The sequence below is a fragment of the Microbispora sp. NPDC046973 genome, from assembly GCF_040644495.1.
GTDB lineage: Bacteria > Actinomycetota > Actinomycetes > Streptosporangiales > Streptosporangiaceae > Microbispora.
In genome coordinates this window covers 140,128-161,372 of sequence record NZ_JBEYWQ010000012.1, presented here as the reverse complement: position 1 = coordinate 161,372, position 21,245 = coordinate 140,128, and the positions used below count along the sequence as shown (strand labels likewise).

At 70.3% G+C, this 21,245-nt stretch carries 22 protein-coding genes; 12 read left to right on the top strand and 10 right to left on the bottom strand.

All coding sequences use genetic code 11. The features are described 5' to 3' along the window. Window positions 1-21 precede the first annotated feature (21 nt). A complete protein-coding gene (locus ABZ860_RS22950) occupies window positions 22-651 on the bottom strand; it encodes a hypothetical protein (RefSeq protein WP_357223370.1) in 630 nt (209 codons plus the stop codon). 16 nt (window positions 652-667) lie between these two features. Here ABZ860_RS22950 and ABZ860_RS22945 point away from each other — a divergent pair, with 16 nt between their 5' ends. Further along, a complete protein-coding gene (locus ABZ860_RS22945; RefSeq protein WP_357223367.1) occupies window positions 668-1,174 on the top strand; it encodes a hypothetical protein in 507 nt (168 codons plus the stop codon). A gap of 793 nt (window positions 1,175-1,967) precedes the next feature. Continuing rightward, window positions 1,968-2,729 carry an alpha/beta hydrolase gene (locus tag ABZ860_RS22940; protein WP_357223365.1) on the top strand — a complete coding sequence of 254 codons (762 nt, stop codon included), beginning with the start codon at window positions 1,968-1,970 and terminating at the stop codon, window positions 2,727-2,729. A gap of 128 nt (window positions 2,730-2,857) precedes the next feature. Here ABZ860_RS22940 and ABZ860_RS22935 read toward each other — a convergent pair whose 3' ends face one another. The 4 genes from ABZ860_RS22935 to ABZ860_RS22920 form a co-directional block, all read right to left on the bottom strand. Then, complete coding sequence (locus ABZ860_RS22935) at window positions 2,858-3,061, bottom strand: cold-shock protein (RefSeq protein WP_357223363.1); 204 nt, start codon at window positions 3,059-3,061, stop codon at window positions 2,858-2,860. A 459-nt stretch (window positions 3,062-3,520) separates the two neighbouring features. Further along, complete coding sequence (locus ABZ860_RS22930) at window positions 3,521-4,162, bottom strand: HAD-IA family hydrolase (protein WP_357223360.1); 642 nt, start codon at window positions 4,160-4,162, stop codon at window positions 3,521-3,523. A 165-nt stretch (window positions 4,163-4,327) separates the two neighbouring features. Then, complete coding sequence (locus ABZ860_RS22925; protein ID WP_357223357.1) at window positions 4,328-5,335, bottom strand: glycoside hydrolase family 11 protein; 1,008 nt, start codon at window positions 5,333-5,335, stop codon at window positions 4,328-4,330. 355 nt (window positions 5,336-5,690) lie between these two features. Then, window positions 5,691-6,089 carry an ACT domain-containing protein gene (locus tag ABZ860_RS22920; protein WP_357223355.1) on the bottom strand — a complete coding sequence of 133 codons (399 nt, stop codon included), beginning with the start codon at window positions 6,087-6,089 and terminating at the stop codon, window positions 5,691-5,693. Window positions 6,090-6,202: 113 nt separating this feature from the next. On the opposite strand from ABZ860_RS22920, the gene ABZ860_RS22915 reads away from it, so the two are divergent. Further along, window positions 6,203-6,739 (top strand): hypothetical protein, encoded by a 537-nt coding sequence (locus ABZ860_RS22915; RefSeq protein ID WP_357223353.1) that lies wholly within the window; start codon window positions 6,203-6,205, stop codon window positions 6,737-6,739. Window positions 6,740-7,258: 519 nt separating this feature from the next. Beyond that, window positions 7,259-8,818: an alpha-L-arabinofuranosidase B gene (locus ABZ860_RS22910; RefSeq protein WP_357223350.1), complete on the top strand. Its 1,560-nt coding sequence runs from the start codon at window positions 7,259-7,261 to the stop codon at window positions 8,816-8,818. A 176-nt stretch (window positions 8,819-8,994) separates the two neighbouring features. Here the strand turns inward: ABZ860_RS22910 and ABZ860_RS22905 are convergent, their stop codons facing one another. Both ABZ860_RS22905 and ABZ860_RS22900 read right to left on the bottom strand, forming a co-directional pair. Beyond that, window positions 8,995-10,089 carry a hypothetical protein gene (locus ABZ860_RS22905; protein ID WP_357223348.1) on the bottom strand — a complete coding sequence of 365 codons (1,095 nt, stop codon included), beginning with the start codon at window positions 10,087-10,089 and terminating at the stop codon, window positions 8,995-8,997. Continuing rightward, window positions 10,086-10,424, bottom strand: coding sequence for a PadR family transcriptional regulator (locus ABZ860_RS22900; RefSeq protein WP_231514017.1), 339 nt, complete (start codon window positions 10,422-10,424; stop codon window positions 10,086-10,088). Before ABZ860_RS22900 ends, ABZ860_RS22905 begins: the two co-directional genes overlap by 4 nt. A gap of 110 nt (window positions 10,425-10,534) precedes the next feature. Between ABZ860_RS22900 and ABZ860_RS22895 the strand changes: the two genes are divergently transcribed. Together ABZ860_RS22895 and ABZ860_RS22890 are read left to right on the top strand one after the other, a co-directional pair. Further along, the gene (locus tag ABZ860_RS22895) at window positions 10,535-11,104 is read left to right on the top strand and encodes a TetR/AcrR family transcriptional regulator (protein WP_357223345.1); all 570 of its coding nucleotides are present in this window, start codon (window positions 10,535-10,537) and stop codon (window positions 11,102-11,104) included. A 62-nt stretch (window positions 11,105-11,166) separates the two neighbouring features. Then, entirely contained in the window at window positions 11,167-12,342 is a 1,176-nt protein-coding gene (locus ABZ860_RS22890; protein WP_357223341.1) for a GDSL-type esterase/lipase family protein, read from the top strand. Between the two features lie 88 nt (window positions 12,343-12,430). On the opposite strand, the gene ABZ860_RS22885 is transcribed toward ABZ860_RS22890, so the two are convergent. Further along, window positions 12,431-13,003, bottom strand: a complete 573-nt coding sequence (locus ABZ860_RS22885) for a GNAT family protein (RefSeq protein WP_357223338.1) — start codon at window positions 13,001-13,003, stop codon at window positions 12,431-12,433. A gap of 211 nt (window positions 13,004-13,214) precedes the next feature. On the opposite strand from ABZ860_RS22885, the gene ABZ860_RS22880 reads away from it, so the two are divergent. From ABZ860_RS22880 to ABZ860_RS22865, 4 genes are all read left to right on the top strand, one after another. Further along, window positions 13,215-14,447: an MFS transporter gene (locus tag ABZ860_RS22880; protein ID WP_357223336.1), complete on the top strand. Its 1,233-nt coding sequence runs from the start codon at window positions 13,215-13,217 to the stop codon at window positions 14,445-14,447. A 311-nt stretch (window positions 14,448-14,758) separates the two neighbouring features. Continuing rightward, complete coding sequence (locus ABZ860_RS22875) at window positions 14,759-16,108, top strand: potassium transporter TrkG (RefSeq protein ID WP_357223333.1); 1,350 nt, start codon at window positions 14,759-14,761, stop codon at window positions 16,106-16,108. A gap of 1 nt (window position 16,109) precedes the next feature. After that, on the top strand, window positions 16,110-16,763 hold the full coding sequence (locus tag ABZ860_RS22870) for a TrkA family potassium uptake protein (RefSeq protein ID WP_357223330.1): 654 nt from the start codon (window positions 16,110-16,112) through the stop codon (window positions 16,761-16,763). A gap of 230 nt (window positions 16,764-16,993) precedes the next feature. After that, window positions 16,994-18,034, top strand: a complete 1,041-nt coding sequence (locus ABZ860_RS22865) for a PP2C family protein-serine/threonine phosphatase (RefSeq protein ID WP_357223327.1) — start codon at window positions 16,994-16,996, stop codon at window positions 18,032-18,034. Window positions 18,035-18,308: 274 nt separating this feature from the next. On the opposite strand, the gene ABZ860_RS22860 is transcribed toward ABZ860_RS22865, so the two are convergent. Together ABZ860_RS22860 and ABZ860_RS22855 are read right to left on the bottom strand one after the other, a co-directional pair. Then, complete coding sequence (locus tag ABZ860_RS22860; protein ID WP_357223325.1) at window positions 18,309-18,608, bottom strand: FAD-binding protein; 300 nt, start codon at window positions 18,606-18,608, stop codon at window positions 18,309-18,311. After that, a complete protein-coding gene (locus ABZ860_RS22855; protein WP_357223323.1) occupies window positions 18,565-18,810 on the bottom strand; it encodes a hypothetical protein in 246 nt (81 codons plus the stop codon). Before ABZ860_RS22855 ends, ABZ860_RS22860 begins: the two co-directional genes overlap by 44 nt. Window positions 18,811-19,134: 324 nt before the next feature. Here ABZ860_RS22855 and ABZ860_RS22850 point away from each other — a divergent pair, with 324 nt between their 5' ends. Next, complete coding sequence (locus tag ABZ860_RS22850) at window positions 19,135-19,368, top strand: hypothetical protein (protein WP_357223320.1); 234 nt, start codon at window positions 19,135-19,137, stop codon at window positions 19,366-19,368. A 54-nt stretch (window positions 19,369-19,422) separates the two neighbouring features. After that, entirely contained in the window at window positions 19,423-21,189 is a 1,767-nt protein-coding gene (locus tag ABZ860_RS22845; RefSeq protein ID WP_357223317.1) for a thiamine pyrophosphate-dependent enzyme, read from the top strand. Window positions 21,190-21,245: the final 56 nt, after the last annotated feature.

Here is a 21,245-nt window from a genome sequence, read left to right as displayed (position 1 = left end):
AGACGTGCCCTCGGAGAGCCGTCAGGCGTGCCGCGGGTAGGCCGAGACGAGCTTCGCGGCGGCCTTCCCGGCCAGTTTCAGGGTGTCCTTCCAGTGGCTCGCGCGGCCGCTGATCCCCTGCACGACGGCGACGGCCGACCGGTGCCGGATCACCACGTAGTCGAAGTGGTAGAGCTTGGCGTCCTGTCCTTCGTATACCGGGTTCCAGTCCTGGACCTCGAAGGCGTAGGCCGCCTGACCCAGCCTGCCCGGCGCGCGCTTGACGATCTTCACCATGTTGCGCCTGTCGCCCGCGCCGTCGCAGGCCGCGGCGACCCGCTCGGCAGCGGAGGTCATCTTCTTGAGCGTGGCGGCGTCGCCGGTGAACAGGCGCTCGCCTCCGGACACCCGCCCCAGGATGAAGACGCTCTGCGCCGTTCGGTCGAACACGGCGTCGAACGCCCGCGCGGCACTCAGGCAGGAGGCGTCGTCCACGTCCAGCCCTGCCAGGTCGAACGGCTTGGGGTCGGCGGCCATCGCACCCCATCCCTTGCCGAGGTCCTCGGTCGTGACCAGCAGCTTCTCGAGTTGCGTACGGCTGAGCGGCCGGTCGGACGCCGCCGAGGCGGGAACGACGGCGGCGAGCGAGGCGGCGAGCGTCAGAGCGGTCACGGCGATCCTGGCCGGCATGACAAGGATCGATCGCGGAACACTCCTGGAGCTGGTCCGCAACCGCCCCCTGCTCGCAGCGGAGCTCCTCGGGGACGCCCTGGCCGCTGACGGTGCAGAGCCGGGCGACGGGGAGAGGCTCCGGCGGCGATTCCCCTGGCCGGAGCTCACGAGCACGGACGAGCCCGCCCTGGCCGCCCGCTACCGCGAGATCGTGGCCGACGCGCGCCGGGCCCGCGCGCAGCAGGCGGAAGCCGTGTTCGAGGGGGTGATCGCGTTCCTGCGTACCCGCATCGCCGAGGATCTGGACCAGGCGCGCAGGGCCGCGGACGCCGGGCGGCCCGACTCGCACAAAGCGGAGCGGGATCTCGGCGCGAAGCGGGACCGCGTGGACTTCCTGGAGTCCGTGCTCGTCAACGAGCTCTACCTGGCGCTCGAAGAACACGCCCAGGCGGCGCACCTGCTGAAGCTGGAGGCCTCCGCGTACAACTGGCACACCGACTACCAGGACGGCTGGCGGCCCTGACCGACGGCCGGCCCCCTGTCGCCCGCCGCTCGGGCGAGGCGCGTCACCGGCACCTGCGGCCGGCTTCTTCGCCGCGTCCACACGCCGTCGAAGCGCACCGCTGCCGGGGATGAAAAGGACAGCGACACAAGGCGACAGGTTGTGAGCGGCGGCGCAGGCAGCTCATACTGGAAGCAATGAAGCCAGCCAGCGGCGCGTCCCGCCGTCACCTGCCCACAAGTCCCTTCAAGCCTCCGCCTCCCGCCCCGCCTGCCGAGCGGTTCAGCGTGAACGACCAGGTAACCCACGATCGGTACGGCCTCGGCGTGGTCCTGGATGTAGAGGATGGAGTCGCCGTGATCGTCGATTTCCGATCACGGCAGGAACGAATCACGACCCCATGCAATAAGCTGCACAAACTCTGAGACAGGTGCGTCGCAGCGGAAGCTCGTCGCGCGAGTACGGCTACGACGGCGGCCAGGCCGGCAGGCGTCCATGCGATGGCGCCCTCCACCGTGGCCGGCGGACGCGGCACCGCCCAGGCAGCCCGCCCATCTTCATCTGGCCCATCGAAAACCGACCTGCCCATACCAGCTAGGGCGTGTCTGGAGTTGTGGGCATGGTGCGGTGAAACGGGCTGGCCGGGACGACGACCGGGCTGGTAGCTTTCAGTCGACCGCGACACCGTCCGAGGAGGTGAGACCCATGAACGCTGTATCGATGTGGGTGCTCCCCCTTTCGTCACGGTCGGGCGATTGACGTAGGTGTCGCCGGGAGCGCCTCGACAACACGGCACTCCCGAAAGGCAACACCCATGCACTCTCTCCAGTTCACCGCCGAGTCGTCGTCGAACGACGTGGTCGAACGCGACTTCACCGTGGGAGGAGTCCCAGGCGTCCTTTGGTCGCCGGCCTCCAACGCGGCCGACAGCGCGCCTTTGATCTTGATGGCCCATGGCGGCGGCAACCACAAGAAGCACCCGGCGATGTCCGGCCGCGCCCGCCTGCTCGTCATCGGCTGCGGCTTCCACGTCGCCTGCATCGACGCGCCCGGTCACGGCGACAGGCCCCGCACAGCGCACGACGAGGCGGAGATCGCCGAGCTGTTTCGGGCAAGGACGGCGGGCGAGCCGGAAGGCCCGATCGTCGTTCGCTACAACGACCATCTGGCCAAGCTCGCCGTGCCCGAATACCAGGCGACCCTGGACGCCCTCCAGGAACTTCCCGAGATCGGCGCCGGCGGGCCGGTCGGCTTCTGGGGCATCAACATGGGCACCGCGATCGGCGTGCCGTTCGTGGCGATCGAACCCAGGATCACGGCCGCGGTCTTCGGTCAGCACTGGCCCGATGTCCTGGCCGAGAAAGCGAAGCAGATCACCATCCCGATCGAGTTCGACCTGCAGTGGGACGACGAGCACATCTCGCGCGAGGAGGGTCTCGCACTGTTCGACGCCTTCGCCTCGAAGGAGAAGTCATTGCACGTGAACTCGGGCAAGCACAAGGAGTTGCCCCGCTTCGAGGCCGACAGCGCGGTCCGGTTCTTCGCCCGGCACTGCTTCGTGAGGCGCGCGGCCTGATCGAGCTTCTCCGGGATGACCGCGGCGCGTGCAGGATCGACGCGGTGCGGCGCCGAGAGCATCTGCCCGGGCATGAGTCGGGGTCCGCGCTCGCCGAGCGCGGACCCCGATCACGATGCGTACTTGGGTCAGACGAGAACGATGTTCTCGGCCTGGGGGCCCTTCTGGCCCTGGGTGATGTCGAACGACACCCTCTGACCCTCGTGCAGCTCGCGGTATCCGCGGGCGGCGATGTTCGAGTAGTGGGCGAAGACGTCAGCGCCGCCGCCGTCCTGCTCGATGAAGCCGAAGCCCTTTTCCGCGTTGAACCACTTCACAGTGCCGACAGCCATGGTGAATCTCCTTATGAAGGGACCGAACCGGAATCCGCACCGCGCGGATTCCGCGTCGCCGGATGAGGCCCCTCCGGAGATGGCCGGAAAAACAAAAATGCACCTGAAGGTCACATCCTGTCAGGCGCACACAAGTTTCATGGGTACCACAACTGCAACTCGATAGACCGTAGCACATGCATCGGGGTGATGGACACATCCGCGTTTGAGTACGCAGCCGGTAGATCGGATCGCCTGCGGCAGTCGCACCGTGAACCGGAGAAGGCATGTGAGCCCGCAACCCAAAGAAGCGATCGCCATCAGGCCGGCGCTCGCCGTTCGCCGTCGACGCGATCGGCACGCCGAGGACGACGCCGGCACGGACATCCAGGAGGGCCGCACGCAAGGGTCTTCGACACCTGGACGGATGTGTTCGACGGGTTCGGGGAGTCATGCGGACGTAGGCCGCCGGGGCTCGCGTCAGCCACCGGAGACGAAGGCCACGATGTCGTCCGCCGCGTCCCGGAGGGTCGTGAAATGACGGTGCGCACCCTCGACGGCGACGGACACGTTGACGTTCCACACCGTCATCCCGGCCCGGAGTCCGGCCTGTACGCCGGAAGAAGCGTCCTCCACGACAAGGCACCGGCCGGGTGCGGCGCCGACCCGCGAGGCGGCCAGCAGGTAGGGGGCCGGAGACGGCTTGCCCTGCTCGACCGCTGCCGCGTCCACGATCACCTCGGGTACGGGCAAGCGTGTACGGGCGAAGCGTCCACGAACCCGATGAGCGTAGTTCGACGTCACCAGAGCCCACGACCCCGCCGGCAGGCCATGCAGCAGCTCCGACGCTCCGTCGAAGGCGGTGTAGACGCCGGACCGCACGTCCTCGTCCTCCAGTTCGTGCAGCGCGGCCAGACAGGCGTGCGGGTCCCGGTCCGCCGCGACGGCGGCGAAGGTCTCCACCGGCCGGGTCCTGAGCGCGACGCGATAGACCTCCTCCGGATCCAGGCCGAACCGCAGCGCCCACGCCGCCCAAACCCGCCGCTGGTTGTCCAAGGCGTCGATCAAAGTGCCGTCGACGTCGAAGAAGACGAATCTCCCGGCTGCCGGAGTTCTCCGCACGATGGGTATGTTCCGATCATGTCATCGGGCTGACATTGCGGCCGCCAAGAGTACCGTTCGCGCAGCCGGTGCACGTCCGGGCCGAGGCGCCTCGCGTGGCGCCCACCGGCGGCAGCCAAGTGGCGCGGCGGCCGTCGGCCGTCGCGCCACGGGTGCGGTGTTGGGTCAGCTCGCGCTACAGGAGACCGTGGGCCAGGTCCAGTTGCCGTTGTGCTGGATCGTCACGCCCCAGTTGTTGCCGCTGCCGTTGGGCTTGGCGGTCAGCACCTGGGAGCTCGGGTAGCTGGCACTGACGTTCCACGTCGCGATGATCTTCGCGGGGGACGGAACGTTCATCGTCACGGTCCAGTTGCTCGAGCCGCTCACCGAGACGTTGAGGTTGTACCGGTCGCTCCACGACTGACCGGCGGACAGCGTCGCGGTGCAGCCGCCGCCGCCGGACGGCGGGTTGCTGGGAGAGGTGGTGGGGTTGCCGGTGGGGGTGGAGCCGCCGATGGTGATGTTGGAGCTGCCGCTGCTCTGGTAGCCCTCGGTGGCGAGGATCTGGTAGTCGTGGCTGCCCAGGTTCATGCCGTAGCGGGCCCAGGCGTCGAAGTGGTTGCCGACGGTGATGGTGCCGCCGGTCCTCTTCTGCTGGCGGACGCTCCAGTACTGGTTGAAGGTCTGGTTGCCGTCGATGGAGGGCGCGTTGTAGCGCGTGGTCTCGTAGATGTCGTAGGTGCCGCCGTCGGTGGTCACGGTGCCCTTGTACGTGCCCGTCGGCCGGTAGGTGCCCCAGTTGTCGACGATGTAGTACTCCACCAGCGGGTTCCTGGTCCAGCCGTACAGCGACAGGTAGGCGTTGCCGGAGGGGTTGAAGCTGCCCGAGTAGGTCACGGTCCTGCGCCCGCCGGGATTCCAGCCCTTGCCGGCGACGAAGTTGCCGGTGTTGCGCCAGGAGGTGCTGTAGTTGCCGCCGGACCCCAGATCCATGGAGACCGTGCCCTGGCTGTCGGTCCAGAAGGAATAGAAGTATCCGTTGTTGGTGCCCGTCTGGTTCGTGGTGACGGCGGCGTGGGCGACGCCGGGCAGCATCGCCACGGCCGCGGCCAGCGCCACGGCGCAGGCCCGGACGACGAGCAGCCTGACGCGGCCGCGTCTGCGGCCTGTCCGGTGAACGGGAGCGTCGATCATGCGCGCTTCCTCCTCGTGATGCCTGATGGGGGTCAGACGGCGTACGACGACTCGGCGGGGCGCGTGAATGGGCGGGCCGCGGCCACCATACGTCAGCGCCGTACGCTTCCGAAAACTATCGGAGCTTTGACGAAAGTATCGGACCGCGTCAGTGTGGTTGTCAACGATTCCTGTAACGCCGCTGAAATCGTAGAATGGAGAAGATGCGCATCATGAATGGTCAGGAGCCACCTCCCGGCCGGTGCGGATTTCGGTAACGCACCCAGGAATGCCGGTCGGCCCCCTTGAAACTTTCAGACCCTGGCCCTGCCACACCCCGCCGGCCGTGCCACATCAGCGCGGACGACGTCCGGTGTCAGGCGGAGCGTCGCGCGAGATCCTCCAGCACGGCCACCGCCTCGGCGGCACGCTCGTACGGCACGAAGAGATGGTCGTGGTGGAAACCGGCGACGACGTTGCAACTCAGGCCGGCGGCGGCGAGCTCCCGCGCGACGGCGGCGGTCAGGCCGACCGCCTCCAGCGCCGAATGAACGCGCAGCGTGATCCAGCTCGCGACGTACTCGTACGCCAGACCCGCGGCGTCGGCCTCCTGCTGCGGCAGGACCAGTGTCAGGCCCTCCTCCTCGGTGACCGTGACGACGGGACCGACACCGGAAGGAATCTCGCCGTCGACCGTGGTGAAGACATAGCGGCCCGGGTTGAGCCGCGGGCGCATGGCGCTCAGCAGTACGCGCAGGTCGGTCTCGCCGGTCACACCCCACACCGTACAAGCGCCCGCACGCCGCTCACGGAGGACCGCGGCGATCGTGGACCACCGGCCGGCGAGAGTGGGCTGACCACGCGGACAATCGCTGGTGGAATGTCACCGTGGACAGAGTGCTGATCGCAGGGGTCTCCGGGGCGGGGAAGACGACGATGGCCAGGGCCCTGGAGCGGCGGCTCGGGCTCCCCCGCCACGAGCTCGACGCGTTGCACCACGGGCCGGGCTGGACGAAGCGGCCGGAGTTCGAGTCCGACGTCGACGGCTTCTCGTCCGGGCCTCGCTGGGTGACCGAGGACCAGTACCACTCCTTCCTGCACGACCTGCTGTGGGAACGGGCCGACACCGTCGTCTGGCTCGACCTCCCGCGCCGCACCGTGATGCACCGGGTCGTACGCCGCTCACTCGCCTACGTCGTGTTCAGGAAGGAGTTGTGGAACGGGAACCGGGAGAGCGTTCGGGACTGGGCCGACCCCGGGCACCCGATCCGCTGGGCATGGTCCCAGCACGCGCGCAAGCGGACGACCACGCTGGAGCGCATCGACCGGCATCCGCATCTCACCGTCGTGCGGCTGCGCACGGCAGGCCAGGCCCGCCGCTGGCTCGCCGCAATCGGCATCTCCGGCGAGGCCGGGCAACCGTGATCCCGGATGTTATCCATAACATTTCGGTCCGCCATTCGGGTCGGAAACGTCAGGATGAGAACGCCCGCTGGCGGCGGGTACGGCGGGCGTCTGCCGCCACTGTGAGGGATTCCGGCACGCCCGTCAAGACCGGAAAAAGGCCGGACGGCGGCGCATGGGCGTCGGTCGTGAAACTTTCACGGCTTCCCGTTCCACGCCCGTTTCACGGGCCGGATCCGGACGTGCCGACGGCGGGCCGAGCATGGCCGAATGGTCGTTGAGCAGGAGAAACGCAACGCCGATCACGGCAGGCGGGTCGCGGCGTCCCATCCGGAAAGTAGACCTGGGACCAGGCCCGGACGGCGCACGCGAACGCCCTCTCGGCGAATTCGGGCCTTGACGGAGACCGATCAGACGCCAAAACTGAGCGCACCGATCCCCATGCACGACTGTGAGACGGCGGACTCGCAGCTGCAATTGTTAGCGCTAACAATCATTCCGATCAGAGACACCCCCCACCAGGAAGGCACGGAAAGCCTCATGATTTTCCGATTAGGGCATCTGAAGAGGGCGGCACTGTCCGCGGGCGCGGCGATCACGCTCGCCGCCGGCCTGCTGGCCGGTCTCTCCGCGCCGTCGCAGGCCGCCACACAGGGACCGTGTGACATCTATGCCGCGGGCGGCACGCCGTGCGTGGCGGCGCACAGCACGACCCGCGCCCTGTACGGCAGCTACAACGGCCCGCTCTACCAGGTGCGCCGCTCTTCCGACAACGCCACCCGCGACATCGGCGTGCTGAGCGCGGGCGGCGTCGCCAACGCCGCCGCACAGGACTCGTTCTGCGCGAACACCACCTGCCTGATCACGATCATCTACGACCAGTCGGGCCGGAACAACCGCCTCACCCAGGCGCCTCCCGGCGGGTTCTCCGGCCCGGCCGCGGGCGGCTACGACAACCTCGCGATCGCGACCGCGGCGCCGGTCACGGTCGGCGGGCAGAAGGCGTACGGCGTCTACGTGGCCCCCGGCACCGGCTACCGCAACAACGCCACCAACGGCGTCGCCAAGGGCGACCAGCCCGAAGGCATGTACGCCATCTTCGACGGCACCCACTACAACGGCGGCTGCTGCTTCGACTACGGCAACGCCGAGACCAACAGCCGCGACAACGGCAACGGCACGATGGAGGCCATCTACTTCGGCAACATCAAGGTCTGGGGCTACGGCACCGGCAACGGTCCCTGGATCATGGCCGACCTGGAGAACGGCCTGTTCTCCGGCGTCAACCCCGGTTATAACGCCAACGACCCGAGCATCAGCCACCGGTTCCTGACCGCCATCGTCAAGGGCGAGCCCAACCACTGGGCCATCCGGGGCGGCAACGCCCAATCCGGCAGCCTGTCGACCTTCTACAACGGAGCGCGGCCCAACGCCCCCGGCTACAACCCCATGAAGAAGGAAGGCGCCATCATCCTGGGCATCGGCGGCGACAACAGCGTCGGCGCCAGGGGCACCTTCTACGAGGGCGTGATGACCTCCGGCTATCCGTCCGACGCCACCGAGAACGCCGTGCAGGCCAACATCGTCGCCGCCGGATACTCGACGTCGGGCGGCAGCGTCCCCGGCGGATCGCTCACCCCCGGCTCGTCGATCTCGCTGCGCGCGACCACGCCCGGCTACACCGACCGCTACATCCGGCACCAGAACGACAACGTCGTCACCTCCGTGATCACCTCGTCCAGCTCCACCCTGGACAAGAACGACGCCACCTGGATCGTGCGCAGCGGCCTGGCCAGCAGCTCGTGCGTGTCGTTCGAATCGAGGAACTACCCCGGCGACTTCCTGCGCCACCAGAACTACCAGCTCTACCGGCAGCGCAACGACGGCAGCTCGCTGTTCGCCTCCGACGCCACCTTCTGCCCCCAAACCGGCAAGAACGGTCAGGGCACCTCATTCGCCTCCTACAACTTCCCGACCCGGTTCATCCGCCACTACAACAACACCGTCTACATCGCCAGCAACGGCGGCTCGAACGCCTTCGACAACGCCACCGCCTGGAACGACGACGTGAGCTGGGTCGTCTCCCAGCCCTGGGCATGAGCCCTCCGTCATGAGCGAAGCCGCCCCCGGCCACCGGGGGCGGCTTCCCCGTCCTGGGGAACGCGATCAAGGCGCCGATCCCGGCGCTCAGGCCGGCCGGACAGCCCGCGAACTCGTCTCCCACGCCGCTGGGCGAACCAGCGGGGCAGTGCGAACCGGGCCGTCAGGCGTGGGTGTCATCCGGGCTGCCCGCGCACCTCGGCGAGGCCTCCGTCCGCCGCCCGCAGCGCCCGCGCACCGATGACGACGAGCGTGATCCCGCTCGCCGCGAGCACGGCCAGTTGCAGGGTCGCGGCGAGGCGCGTCACGTCGGCCACGCCCAGAGGCCACGTGGCCGCCCGGGCGAGCACGACGGGCACCGTGAGGATCGCCGCCGCAAGCGCCACGGGCGCGGCGGGCCGCCCCGGCGTCCGGTGCCGGATCACGCACCACACCGCGACCGCCAGCAGCGACACGCACGCGAGGCCCGTCGTGTCGACCCACATCCAGACCGGCATGAGGAGCCGCGCCGAGACGGTTCCCGCCCGCGTCGCCGCCCCGAGCACACCGACGACCAGGGAGAGCAGGAGGCCCACGGCGATCGGGAGGGCGAGCAGGAGCAGGGCACGCCGCGCGGGCAGGCGGGGCGGCGGCGCGTCGCGATGGAACCCGATCGCCAGCGCCGCCACCGTGACCACGGCCGGAAGGGCCGAGCAGGCCCAGCCCACCGCACTCTCCCACCCGGCGACGAACGGCGGCACCAGCACGTACGGCACGACCAGGGCCGCCACCGCCACCGCCTTGGCCGTGCGGGGACGGCCTCGGACGAGCGCGCCGAGACCGGCCGCCCACAGCAGGGGCACGAGGTCGGCCAGCACGAGCCGCACACGCTCGGGCGACTCGGGGTCGCCGATCCCCATGACACCCTCAGGGAGGGCATCCACGGGGATGCCGTACGTGAGCACCGCCTGTCCGGCGTAGAGACCGCCGATCACCGTCCAGAAGACGAGGCCGAACAGGGCGGCCCGCCGGACCGCCTCACCCCACAGGCGGGACCTGGGCGGCGACCCCGGACCACCCAGCCGCAGCCGCAGCGCGAGCGCGGCCACGCTGGCGATCTCCAGGAAGCGCGGACGCTGGTCGTCGTGTCCGTCCGGCTCGCGCTGGGCGCCTTCCATGAAGGCCGCGACCATCTCCTCCTCGCGCTCGGCCCGGTAGGACGCCGGCAGCAGCCGCAGCCACCGCCGGTAGCGCTCCTCGAGCACGCTGCGTCCACTGATTCGCTGGCTCATGCCAGCCCTCCCGCCTGCCTGAGCCGCAGCCGCTCGACGGCGCGGCGTGCGTTGTCGGCCAGCCGTACGGCCTCCTCCTCCAGCGCCCGCGCCCCCTCGTCGGTCAGCCGGTAGTAGCGGCGCAGCCGTCCCTGCCGCACCTCCTCGCGGTCCGCCTCCACGAACCCGTCGGCCGCGAGCCGGTCCAGCACGCCGTACAGGGTGCCGATCTTGAGTTGGACGCGCCCTCCGGAGAGCCGCTCGACCTCCTGCGCGATGCCGTAGCCGTGCCGCGGCTCGTCGACGAGTGCGGTGAGAACGAGGAACGCCGGTTCCGTCATCGCCCGTGCTGTCACGTCTCCAGGATATATCGGAAGGCATGATATGCAAGCGAACTTATCATTAGTATTTGCCTAAACCTGTTAGGCAAATCCATAATGAGTTCAGGCCAAGCAGGGAGAGGGGTATGGCGCGAGCAGGACTGACCACGGAACGCCTGATCAGGGCGGGGGCCGAACTGGCCGACGAGGTCGGCTTCGACCAGGTGACGATCTCGGCGCTGGCCCGGCGCTTCGGCGTCAAGGTCGCGAGTCTCTACTCCCACCTGAAGAGCTCCCAGGACCTCAAGACCGGGATCGCCCTGTTCGCGCTGGAGGAGCTCGCCGACCGGGTCGCGGACGCGCTGGCCGGGCGCGCGGGCAAGGACGCCCTGGCGGCCTTCGCGGCCGCCTACCGCGACTACGCCCGGGAGCACCCCGGCCGCTACGCCGCCGCCCGGCTCAGGCTCGACCCGGACACGGCGGCCGCCAGCGCCGGCGTCAGACACGCACAGATGACGCGGGCCATCCTGCGCGGCTACGACATCGCGGAGCCGGACCAGACGCACGCGGTCCGGATGCTGGGCAGCGTCTTCCACGGCTACGTCAGCCTGGAGATGAGCGGAGGCTTCAGCCACACCGCCGTCGACCCGGAGGAATCGTGGGCCTGGATCGTGGACTCCCTCGACATGCTGCTGCGCAACCGGTCGGCGCCCTGACGCCCAGGGACCGCACCGACGCATCGGAACACTTCGGCAAGCCCGATAGACAGGCTGAGGCGATGAGCATCGAGCACGACTGGATCACCACTCCCATCACCCCGGACATCCTGCGCGGCGCCCTCGACGTGGAGCGCACGGCGCACGGCCTGCTGCCGCACCGGCTACCCGCCTGGGCTCGCCGGCAGATCCCCGACGGGCAACTGGCCATGGCCGAGGCCCAGCCCTCCGGCGTACGGCTGGCGTTCCGGACCCGGGCCACCGCCGTCGAGCTGGACACGCTGCCGACCAAGAGGGCCTACCGGGGTCTTCCCGCCCCCGCGGACGGCGTGTACGACCTGCTCGCCGACGGCCGCCTCACGGCCCAGGCCACCGTCACCGGCGGCCACGTCCGCATCATCGACATGGCCACCCAGTCGGTCGAGCTGCGCGAAGGACCTCCCGGCACCGCCCGGTTCATTGGCCTGCCCCCACGGGACAAGCACATCGAGATCTGGCTTCCGCACACGGAGATCACCGAGCTGATCGCCCTGCGCGCCGACGCTCCGATCGAGCCGGCGCCCCACAGCGGGCGTAGGGTGTGGCTGCACCACGGCAGTTCCATCAGCCACGGCTCCAACGCCGCCCACCCGACCGCCATCTGGCCGGCTCTGGCCGCCGCCCTGGGCGGCGTGGAGCTGATCAACCTGGGGTTCGGCGGCAGCGCGCTGCTCGACCCGTTCACCGCCCGCGCGATGCGGGACACCCCGGCCGACCTGATCAGCGTCAAGATCGGCATCAACATCGTCAACGGCGACGTGATGCGCCTGCGCGCCTTCACCCCCGCGGTCCACGGCTTCCTCGAGACCATCCGCGAGGGGCATCCGGCCACGCCGCTGCTGGTCGTGTCCTCCATCCTGTGCCCGGTCCAGGAGGACACCCCCGGCCCGCTCGCGCCCGACTTCGACGGCGGGACCGTGCGCTTCAAGGCCACGGGCGACCCGGCCGAGCGCGCCGCCGGGCGTCTGACGCTCAACGTCATCCGCGACGAACTCGCCCGGATCGTACGACAGCGGGCGGTGGACGACCCGCACCTGCACTATCTCGACGGCCGCGACCTTTACGGCGAGGCGGACTACGCGGAACTGCCGCTGCCCGACGAGGTGCACCCCGGCCCCGCGGGGCATCGCCGCATCGGCGAGAACTTCGCCCGGCTCGTGTTCGGCACCGGCGGCCCGTTCGCCGTCACGCCCGGCTGACCGGAATCGCGGCGGGAACTCCCGCCGCCGCGGCTCGTCGTACCGACGCTTCCAGAAGCTCCTCACACAACGAGGTGGTTCGGAGCTCTTAGCGGGCTGGAATCGGCACGGTCGACGGCTGCCACTCTCGCCTGATCAACCCGAACACCCATGAGTCGGACACCTCGCCGTTGACGATGCAGTCCTCCCGCAACATCCCTTCACGTACGAATCCGATCTTCTCCAGAACTCGGGCAGATGCCACGTTGCGCGTGTCGGTCTCGGCCTGAACGCGATTCAGGTCCAGTGTGTCGAACGCCCACCGCAGCAACGCGTGCGCGGCCTCCGTCGCGAAGCCGTGGCCCCACATCGCCTCATCAAGGCAGTAGCCCAGTGACGCACTGCGGTAGTCCGGATTCCGTCCGGTCACACCGCACCAGCCGACGAAGGCCCCGTCAGAAACCCGGTCGATAGCCACCCGTGCCCCGGTGCCTTCGTCCGCCATCTTCCGGCACATCATGATGAAGCGCTCGGCGCGGGCCCGTTCGGTCCACGGCGGGGAGTCCCAGTAGCGCATCACGTAGCTGCTGCTGTGCAGCGCGAAGAGGGCGTCCGCGTCGGCGTCGGCAAAGGGGCGCAGTCGCAGGCGAGCGGTGTGCAATGTGGGGGTGGCCAGAGTCATGCGCCTCATCTTGCGTCCCCGGGGGCGGGCGGACCACCGAATATCGATCCCCGGCCCGGTGGGCGAGGCGCCGCCGGCAGATGAAGACGGCGCCGAGGGCCATAGGAAGTTCTGAGTGCTCGATTTCCGGGCAGCGGCGGTTGGTCCGGAATTCCCGCCAGTCACCGGATTCCCGCACATCGCGGCAAAGGAGTACAGCAAGGGAGACCACGTGCGCTCGCAGCGAGTTTCCGTGTTCATCGTGTTCGTGCTCAACGGCATCATCGCGGGCTCGTGGGCGCCGCGCATACCGGCGCTCGCCGGGAAGATCCACGCAGAGCCCGGTGTGCTCGGCGTCGTCCTGCTCGGCGCCAGCGTCGGCCTGACCGTCGCCGCGTCGTTCGCGGGCCGGTTGTGCGCCCGCTTCGGCGCCCCCGCCGTCGTGTTCGCGTCGTCCTGCGTCGCCGCGTGCGCCCTGCCCGTCCTCGCGCTCGTCACGACACCACTGCAACTCGGCCTCGTCCTGGTGCTGATCGGCGCCTCCTTCGGCGTGTTCGACGTGTCGATGAACGTCGCCGCCGTGACCGTCATCCGCCGGGTCGAGCGGCCGCTGATGCCGGTCTTCCACGCCGGGTTCAGCGTCGGCGGGCTGGCCGGCTCGCTGGGCGCCGCGCTCGCCGCCGGTCAGGGGGTCGACCTGCTTCCGTACTTCGCCGTGGTCACCGTCGCCTCGCTGGCCGTCACCGCCGGCGTGATCCGGTTCGTGCCGCGGGAGGAACTCGCCACCGGCGCCGGGGCGCGCGGCGGACCCGGCCGCGCCATGGTGCGCCGCCCGGTCCTCTGGCTGCTCGGCGGCATCGCGTTCGTCTCCGCGATCGTCGAGGGCTCGAACGGCGACTGGTCGGCGTTGTTCGCGGTGCGCGAGCGGGGCATGTCAGAGGGGTCTGGCGCGCTCGTGTTCTCCGTCTTCTCCGCGGCGATGGCGGTGGTCCGGGTGCTCGGCGAGCGGATCCAGCGCCGCTTCGACCCGTTCGCGATCCTGGTCGCCGGCTCGCTGTTCGCCGGTGTCGGCCTGCTGACGACCGCGATCGTGCCGGTCGCCTGGCTCGCCTACGCCGGGTACGCGCTGGCCGGCGGGGGTGTCGGGCTCGTGTTCCCGATCGTGCTCGACCTCGCCGGCGCGGTCAGCCGGCGTGGCGACGGCACCGGCGGCGAGCGGGAGATCGGCTTCGTCACGAGCATCGCCTACTCGGGCTTCCTCATCGGTCCGCCCATGATCGGCGGCGTCGCGCAGCTGACGAACCTGTCGTTCGCCGTCGGTTTCATCGGGGCCGTCGCGATGCTGATCGTCCCGGCCTCGCTGGCCTCGGCCGCCGCGCGACGGCGCGAGGAGCGGTCCGCCGGCGACCCGGACGGGCGCGGGACCACGGCCACAACCGGTCTGCCGGTTCCGGCCGAGGACTGATGGGCGCCGGCCCGGGCGCGTCGGCGCCCAGAGGGCGTGCCCGCGGGGCGACGCCGCCCGATCACGCCACCGGGCGAGAGCCCTGATGTGCCGGGTGGCAAATGTGCTGTTACGGTAGGCCGCGGTGTGCCGGGAAGTCGGGTCGGCGACGTCGTCCCGTTGCCCCCACGGAGGTTCTCGGTGGTATCGCAGTCGGCCCGCCGGTTCGGCGACGAGCGCGGAGCCCCCGCCCGGTGCGGCCGCCTGCGCCAGCGCGTACGCGCCCGCGAGGACGCAGGCGAGAACGTCCCCGAAGATGCGGAGCGGCCGGCATGAAGCTGTTCTGGGCTCTGGTGGCGCGGTTCCACCAGCCTGCCCAGGTCATCACGACGGTGTTCGGGGTGACGGTCCTCCTGGGGACCGCCCTGCTGTCCAGTCCGCTCGCCACGACCTCGGGGAAGCCCGCGGACTTGATCACAGCCCTGTTCACCGCGACGTCGGCGGTGTGCGTGAACGGGCTCACCGTCGTCGACACGGCCACGCACTGGTCGGCGTTCGGCGAGGCGGTCATCGCCGTGCTGATCCAGGTGGGCGGCCTCGGCATCATGACCCTGGCGACCGTCTTCACCCTGCTCGTCTCCCGCAGGCTGGGCCTGCGGGCCCGGTTGTCGGCGCAGGCCGAGACGAGGGTGCTCAACGGCAGCGACCTGCGGCGCGTGGTCGGCAGAGTCGTGGTCTTCAACCTGCTCTGCGAGGCCGTGGTCGGGGCCGTCCTCACGCTCAGGTTCGTGCTCGGGTATGGCGAGCCCGTCGGGCGCGGCCTGTATCTGGGCGTGTTCCACGCGGTCTCGTCGTTCAACAACGCCGGTTTCGCGCTGTGGCCCGACAGCCTGGTCAGGTTCGCCGCCGATCCGTGGGTCTGCCTGACCGTCGCGACGGCGGTGATCGTCGGCGGGCTCGGCTACCCCGTGGTGTTCGAGCTGCGCCGTTCCTGGCGCCGCCCCAGCCGCTGGTCGCTGCTGACCCGCATCACGCTCACGGTCACCACCGTCCTGCTGGCGGGCGGCACTCTGGTCTTCCTCGTCACGGAGTGGACCAACCCCCGCACGCTCGGGCCGTTGGACGGCCAGGGCAAGCTGCTCGCCGCGTTCTTCACCGCCGTCATGCCGCGCAGCGCCGGGTTCAACAGCCTCGACATCACGCAGATGCACCCCTCCAGCTGGCTCGTCACCGAGCTGCTGATGTTCATCGGCGGGGGCAGCGCGGGCACCGCCGGCGGTATCAAGGTCACCACGCTGGGCCTGCTCACGTTCATCGTCTGGGCGGAGCTGCGCGGCGAGAGCCGGGTGAACATCGGCCACCGCCGCCTCACCGAGGCGGCGCAGCGGCAGGCGGTCTCGCTGACCGTGCTGAGCGTGGCCCTGGTCGCGCTCTTCACCTACGTCCTGCTGGTGCTGACGCCGCACTCCCTGGACCGGGTGCTCTTCGAGGTCGTCTCCGCCTTCGGCACGACCGGACTGTCCATCGGCGTCGTCACCGCCGTCTCCCCCGCCGCGCAGGTGCTGCTCACGCTGCTGATGTTCGTCGGCCGGATCGGCCCGCTCACACTGGGCTCCGCCCTGGCGCTCAAGGAGCGCGCCCGCCGCTACGAATTACCGGAGGAGGACGTCATCGTTGGCTGACATGAGAAACGACCCCGTGGCGGTGATCGGTCTCGGCCGCTTCGGCACCTCGCTCGCCCTGGAGCTGGTGCGGCGCGGCACCGAGGTGCTCGCCATCGACCACCGCCCCAAGGTGGTGCAGAGCCTCGCGGGCCAGATCACGCACATCGCCACCGCCGACGCCACCGACCCCGAGGCGTTGCGCCAGCTCGGCCTGCCGGACTTCTATCGCGCGGTGTGCGCCATCGGCAGCGACCTGGAGGCGAGCATCCTCACCTCGTCGCTGCTGGTGGAGATGGAGATCAACGACATCTGGGCCAAGGCCGTCAGCAGGCAGCACGGCCGCATCCTCAGCCGGATCGGCGTCCAGCACGTGGTCTTCCCCGAGCACGACATGGGTGAGCGCGTGGCCCACCTGGTGAGCGGGCGGATGCTCGACTACATGGAGGTCGACGAGAACTTCGCCCTGGTCAAGACCCTTCCGCCCAAGGAGTACGTCGGAGTCCCCCTCGGCGAGTCGAGCCTGCGCCGCAAATACGGGGTGACGGTGGTGGCGGTCAAACGGCCGGGCGAGGAGTTCACCTACGCCACCGCCCAGACCGAGCTCGGTTATGGCGACGTCATCATCGTGTCCGGCCGTACGGACCAGGTCGAGCGCTTCGCGGAGCTGCCGTGACGGCGTGAGGGGAAGGCCGGATGTCCCGCTTTACCGGTCTCCGCGTCACGAATTCGAGTAACGTCACTACTCGTAGTGATCGGAGGGGGCCCGCCGCGACTTGACCGACCGGCCCGAAATGGCGGCATCCGTAGCGGACAGCGGGGAGTGCCTCGTTCACTACGCGGGAAGGAGTAAAGCCATCAGGAAAGGAATCATGTGCTGACGTGGGGGCCGGCTATGGAGTCGCGATGAGTTCCCAGAGCATCCTGCGTGCGTTGCCGTTCATCGCGATTACCCTGGTCGTCGTCGTCGACCTGATCACCGGGCCCGGTGTGGGCTTCCTGCCGCTCCTCACTTTGGGCCCGGCCTTCGCCTCGGTCGCGGGCGGCGTGCGCCGCACGGCGCTGGTGGGCCTGCTCGCCCTCGTCATCTGCATCCCCCTCGCCGTCTACGACGGTCTCCTCGGCAGGCCGCAGAACAACCTCACGATCACGGCGATCATCGGCGTCACCGCCGCGAGCATGCTGGCCAGCAGGCTGCGGAACCGGCGGGAGCGCGAGCTGGCCAACGTCCGCCTGGTCGCCGAGGCCGCTCAGCGGGTGCTCCTGCGCCCGGTCCCCCGCCGCGCCGGCGACCTGCGGGTCGCGCTTTCCTACACCTCCGCCGCCGCGGAGGCCCAGATCGGCGGCGACCTCTACGAGGTGGTGACCACCCCGGAGGGTGTACGGATCCTCATCGGCGACGTGCAGGGCAAGGGCCTGGAGGCGGTCGAGACCGCGGCGTGGGTGCTCGGCGCCTTCCGCGAGGCCGCCTACGACCAGTCCGAACTCTCCGCGGTGGTCGAGCGCGTGGAGACCAGCCTGGCCCGGCATCTGAGCGGCGAGAAGTTCGTCACCGCCATACTCGCGGAGATCCACGACCGGGAGATCTCCCTGCTCAACTGCGGCCACCCCGCCCCTCTCGTGCTGCGGCGCGACGGCGGCGTCCACTTCGCGGAGCCGCAGGAGGAGGCCCTCCCGCTCGGGCTCGGCGCGCTCGGCTCCCCGCGCCCGAAGCCTCACCGGGTGCCGTTCGAAGACGGCGACCAGATCCTCTTCTACACCGACGGCGTGATCGAGGCCCGCGACCGGCAGGGCCGCTTCTACCCGCTGGCGGAGCGGGCGCATCTGCTGCGGGGCGCCGATCCCCAGGTGGCCCTCGACGAGCTGCGCGCCGACCTGCTGCGCCACGTCGGCGGACCCTTCCCCGACGACGCCGCCATGCTCCTGCTGCGCCGTCATCCCGGATAACCCTGGCATCCCGGATAAGTTCGACGCCTCGGGCAGGCCTGACACCTCCGGACGAGCGCGGCCCATACTCGGGGTGCTCGCCCCTGGCGCGGTCGCGGAGCCTGCCCACCAGCGTGGCCGCGGCCTGGCCGACCTTGCGGGGCACGGCGTGCGCCGGGCTGGCCGCGAAGCTCGGCTCGTCCAGCATGTCCTTCACCATCTGCAGGGGCAGTGCGGTTGCGGTTCGGCGTGCCCTGGGCCAGCGCCTCGGTCAGCTTCCGCACCTGGTGGCTCTTCACCTTGGCCGGGAGCGGCGGCTCGTGCTGGTCGACCAGGCACTCGACCGAACATCTGCCCCCTGCGGATCTTGATCTGCCGAGCCGCCCGGCTCGTGACCGTGCCGGAGTCTTGTATGCCGCATGGGGGCGAGCTCGGCGATGCGGTCCATGTGGCGGGTGAAGTCGAACAGCACGGCCCCGTTGACGGTCTGCCCGGTCAGCGAGGTGCCGCAGCCGCGGGCGAGCACGGGAGCACCGAAGCGGCGGCACACCTCAAGCGCGGCCTCGACGTCGGCGGCGTCCCTGGGCGTCACCACCCCCGACCGGCACCTGCCGGTAGACGGACGCGTCGTAGGCGTACATGGTCCGGTCGCCGCCGCCGAACCCGACCTCGCCCGCGATCGCCTCGACCAGGCGGTCGCGCAACTCCTCGGCGTACGGAGGCTGCGGCGGGTTCCTGACCTCCGCCGCCCTCGGCCACGCGCAGCGGTGCCGACGGCTCCGGTCTCGGGAAGACACGGGTCATCTCCGCCTCCTCGCGGATCTCGCCGGCCGGCCGGGTGCGCCGCGGCCGGGCGGCAGCGCGTGCGCCGGCCTCCCGCGCGAGCCTTCCCGCCGAGCGCGGCCAGGACCGCGGGGGCGGGGAAAAGCGCGGCGGGGATTCACCCATGCGGGCCGTGCGATGTGCGGGTCTGTTGCGCACAAAGCTCCCGTGACCTGCGGCGCCGTTTACGCGTTCGGGGGGCGGGAAGGGCTCGTCGCGCGAGCCGTCCGGGTGCCGTGTGCCGTCCGGATGCCGTGTGCCGTCCGGATGCCGCGAGCTGTTCGATGCCGGAGGCGATCATGAACGTGCGGAGCAACGCGGTGAAGAGCGCGGGCGACACCCTGGCGTCGGCGATCGGCAGCGTCGCGGGCGCCGTGGCCGACCCGAAGGGCGCACTGAAGCAGGCCAAGTCGGCCATGTCGTCCCCGAAGCCGCTCGCCGTCGCCGCCGGCCTCGTCGCCGCGTACGCCCTCGGCCGGCGGAGCGGTCACCGCACGGCGCCCGCCAAGGGACGCAGAGCGCGGGGCCGCTGAGGACACCCGCGTACGCCGGGGCGCCCGTACGGCTGATGTCGATCGGAGGCGGACATGACCGAGATCGTGGGTGAGAGCCTGGCCCGGCGGCTGGTGGAGTGGGGGGTCGACACGATCTTCGGGCTCCCCGGTGACGGGATCAACGGCCTGATGGAGGGCTTCCGCCGGCACCGGGAGAAGCTGCGCTTCATCCTGGTGCACCACGAGGAGGCGGCCGCGTTCATGGCGACCGGCTACGCGAAGGCGACCGGCCGTCTCGGCGTGTGCGCCGCGACCTCCGGGCCGGGCGCCATCCACCTGCTCAACGGCCTGTACGACGCCAAGCTCGACCACGTGCCCGTGCTGGCCCTGACCGGCATGCAGGAGACCTCGGTGCTGGGGACCCACTACCAGCAGGAGGTCCACCTCGACCGCCTCTACCAGGACCTCGCCGCCTACAACCTGATGGTGACCAATCCGCAGCAGATGCCCGGCGTGGTCGACCTCGCGGTGCGCAACGCGCTGACCAAGCGGACGGTGTCGCACCTGACCTTCCCCAACGACATCCAGGTGGCGCCCGCCAGTGAGGACCCGTACCGGCACGTCGGCCCCGGCACTCCGCCCGCGAGCCTGACGACCTGCTCTCTCCCGCCGCTGCGGCCGGCCGAGGAGGACCTGACCCGGGCGGCCGAGGTGCTGCGGCAGGGCCGGAAGATCGCCATGCTCGTCGGCGTCGGCGCGCGGCACGCCCGCGAGGAGGTGCTGGCGGTCGCCGACAGGCTGGCCAGCCCCATCGTCAAGAGCCTGCCCGGCAAGTTCGTGGTGCCCGACGACCACCCGCTCACCACCGGCGGGCTCGGCCTGCTCGGCACCGCGCCGAGCGAGGACCTCATGGAGGAGTGCGACACGCTGTTCATGGTCGGCACGTCCTTCCCCTACGGGAAGTTCCTGCCGCCGGAGGGGCAGGCCCGGGTGGTGCAGATCGACGCCGACCCCACCCTGCTCGGCATCCGCCGGCCGACGCAGGCCCCGGTCGCCGCCGACGCCAAACTGGCGCTGCAGGCCCTGCTGCCCCTGCTCGAACCGGCGAAGGACCGGTCGTTCCTGGAGAAGTACCAGCGCAGGATGGACGCCTGGCGGGAGGACATGAAGGCGCTGCAGGACCCGAGCCGCGACCCCATAGCGCCGCAGTACCTCATGGGCTGCGTCGACGAGGCGGCCTCCGGCGACGCCATCCTGACGTGCGACTCCGGGACCATCGCGACGTGGGCCGCGCGGCACTGGACGATCCGCGGCGGTCGCGAGTTCTACCTGTCGGGCAACCTCGCCACGATGGCCCCCGGCCTGCCGTACGCCATCGGGATGCAGCACGCCTTCCCCGGCCGCCAGGTCATCGCCTTCGTGGGCGACGGCGGGTTCGCCATGCTCATGGCCGACTTCCTCACCGCCGTACGGCACGACCTGCCCATCAAGGTCGTGGTCAACAACAACAACAGCTACGGGCAGATCCTGTGGGAGCAGATCATCCTCGGCTACCCCGAGTACGCCGTGCGGCACCGGCAGCCCGAGGCCGACTTCTCCGCTTGGGCCCGCGCCTGCGGGGCGTACGGCGCGAAGATCAAGGACCCGAAGGACCTGCCGGGCGCGATCCGCGAGGCCCTGGCGCACGACGGGCCGGCGCTGGTGGACTGCGACGTCAATCCCAACGAGCCGCCGATGCCGGGCAAGGTCACGTACGAGCAGGCCAAGCACTTCACCGAGGCGTTCCTGCGCGGCCAGCCGCACAAGGCGGGCGTCCTCGCCACGGTCGCCCGCGACAAGATCAACGAGCTGCTCTCCTAGGCGGCCCCGGCGGCGGGACCGGGACCGCACCTCTCGGCGGGCACAATCGTTCAAGA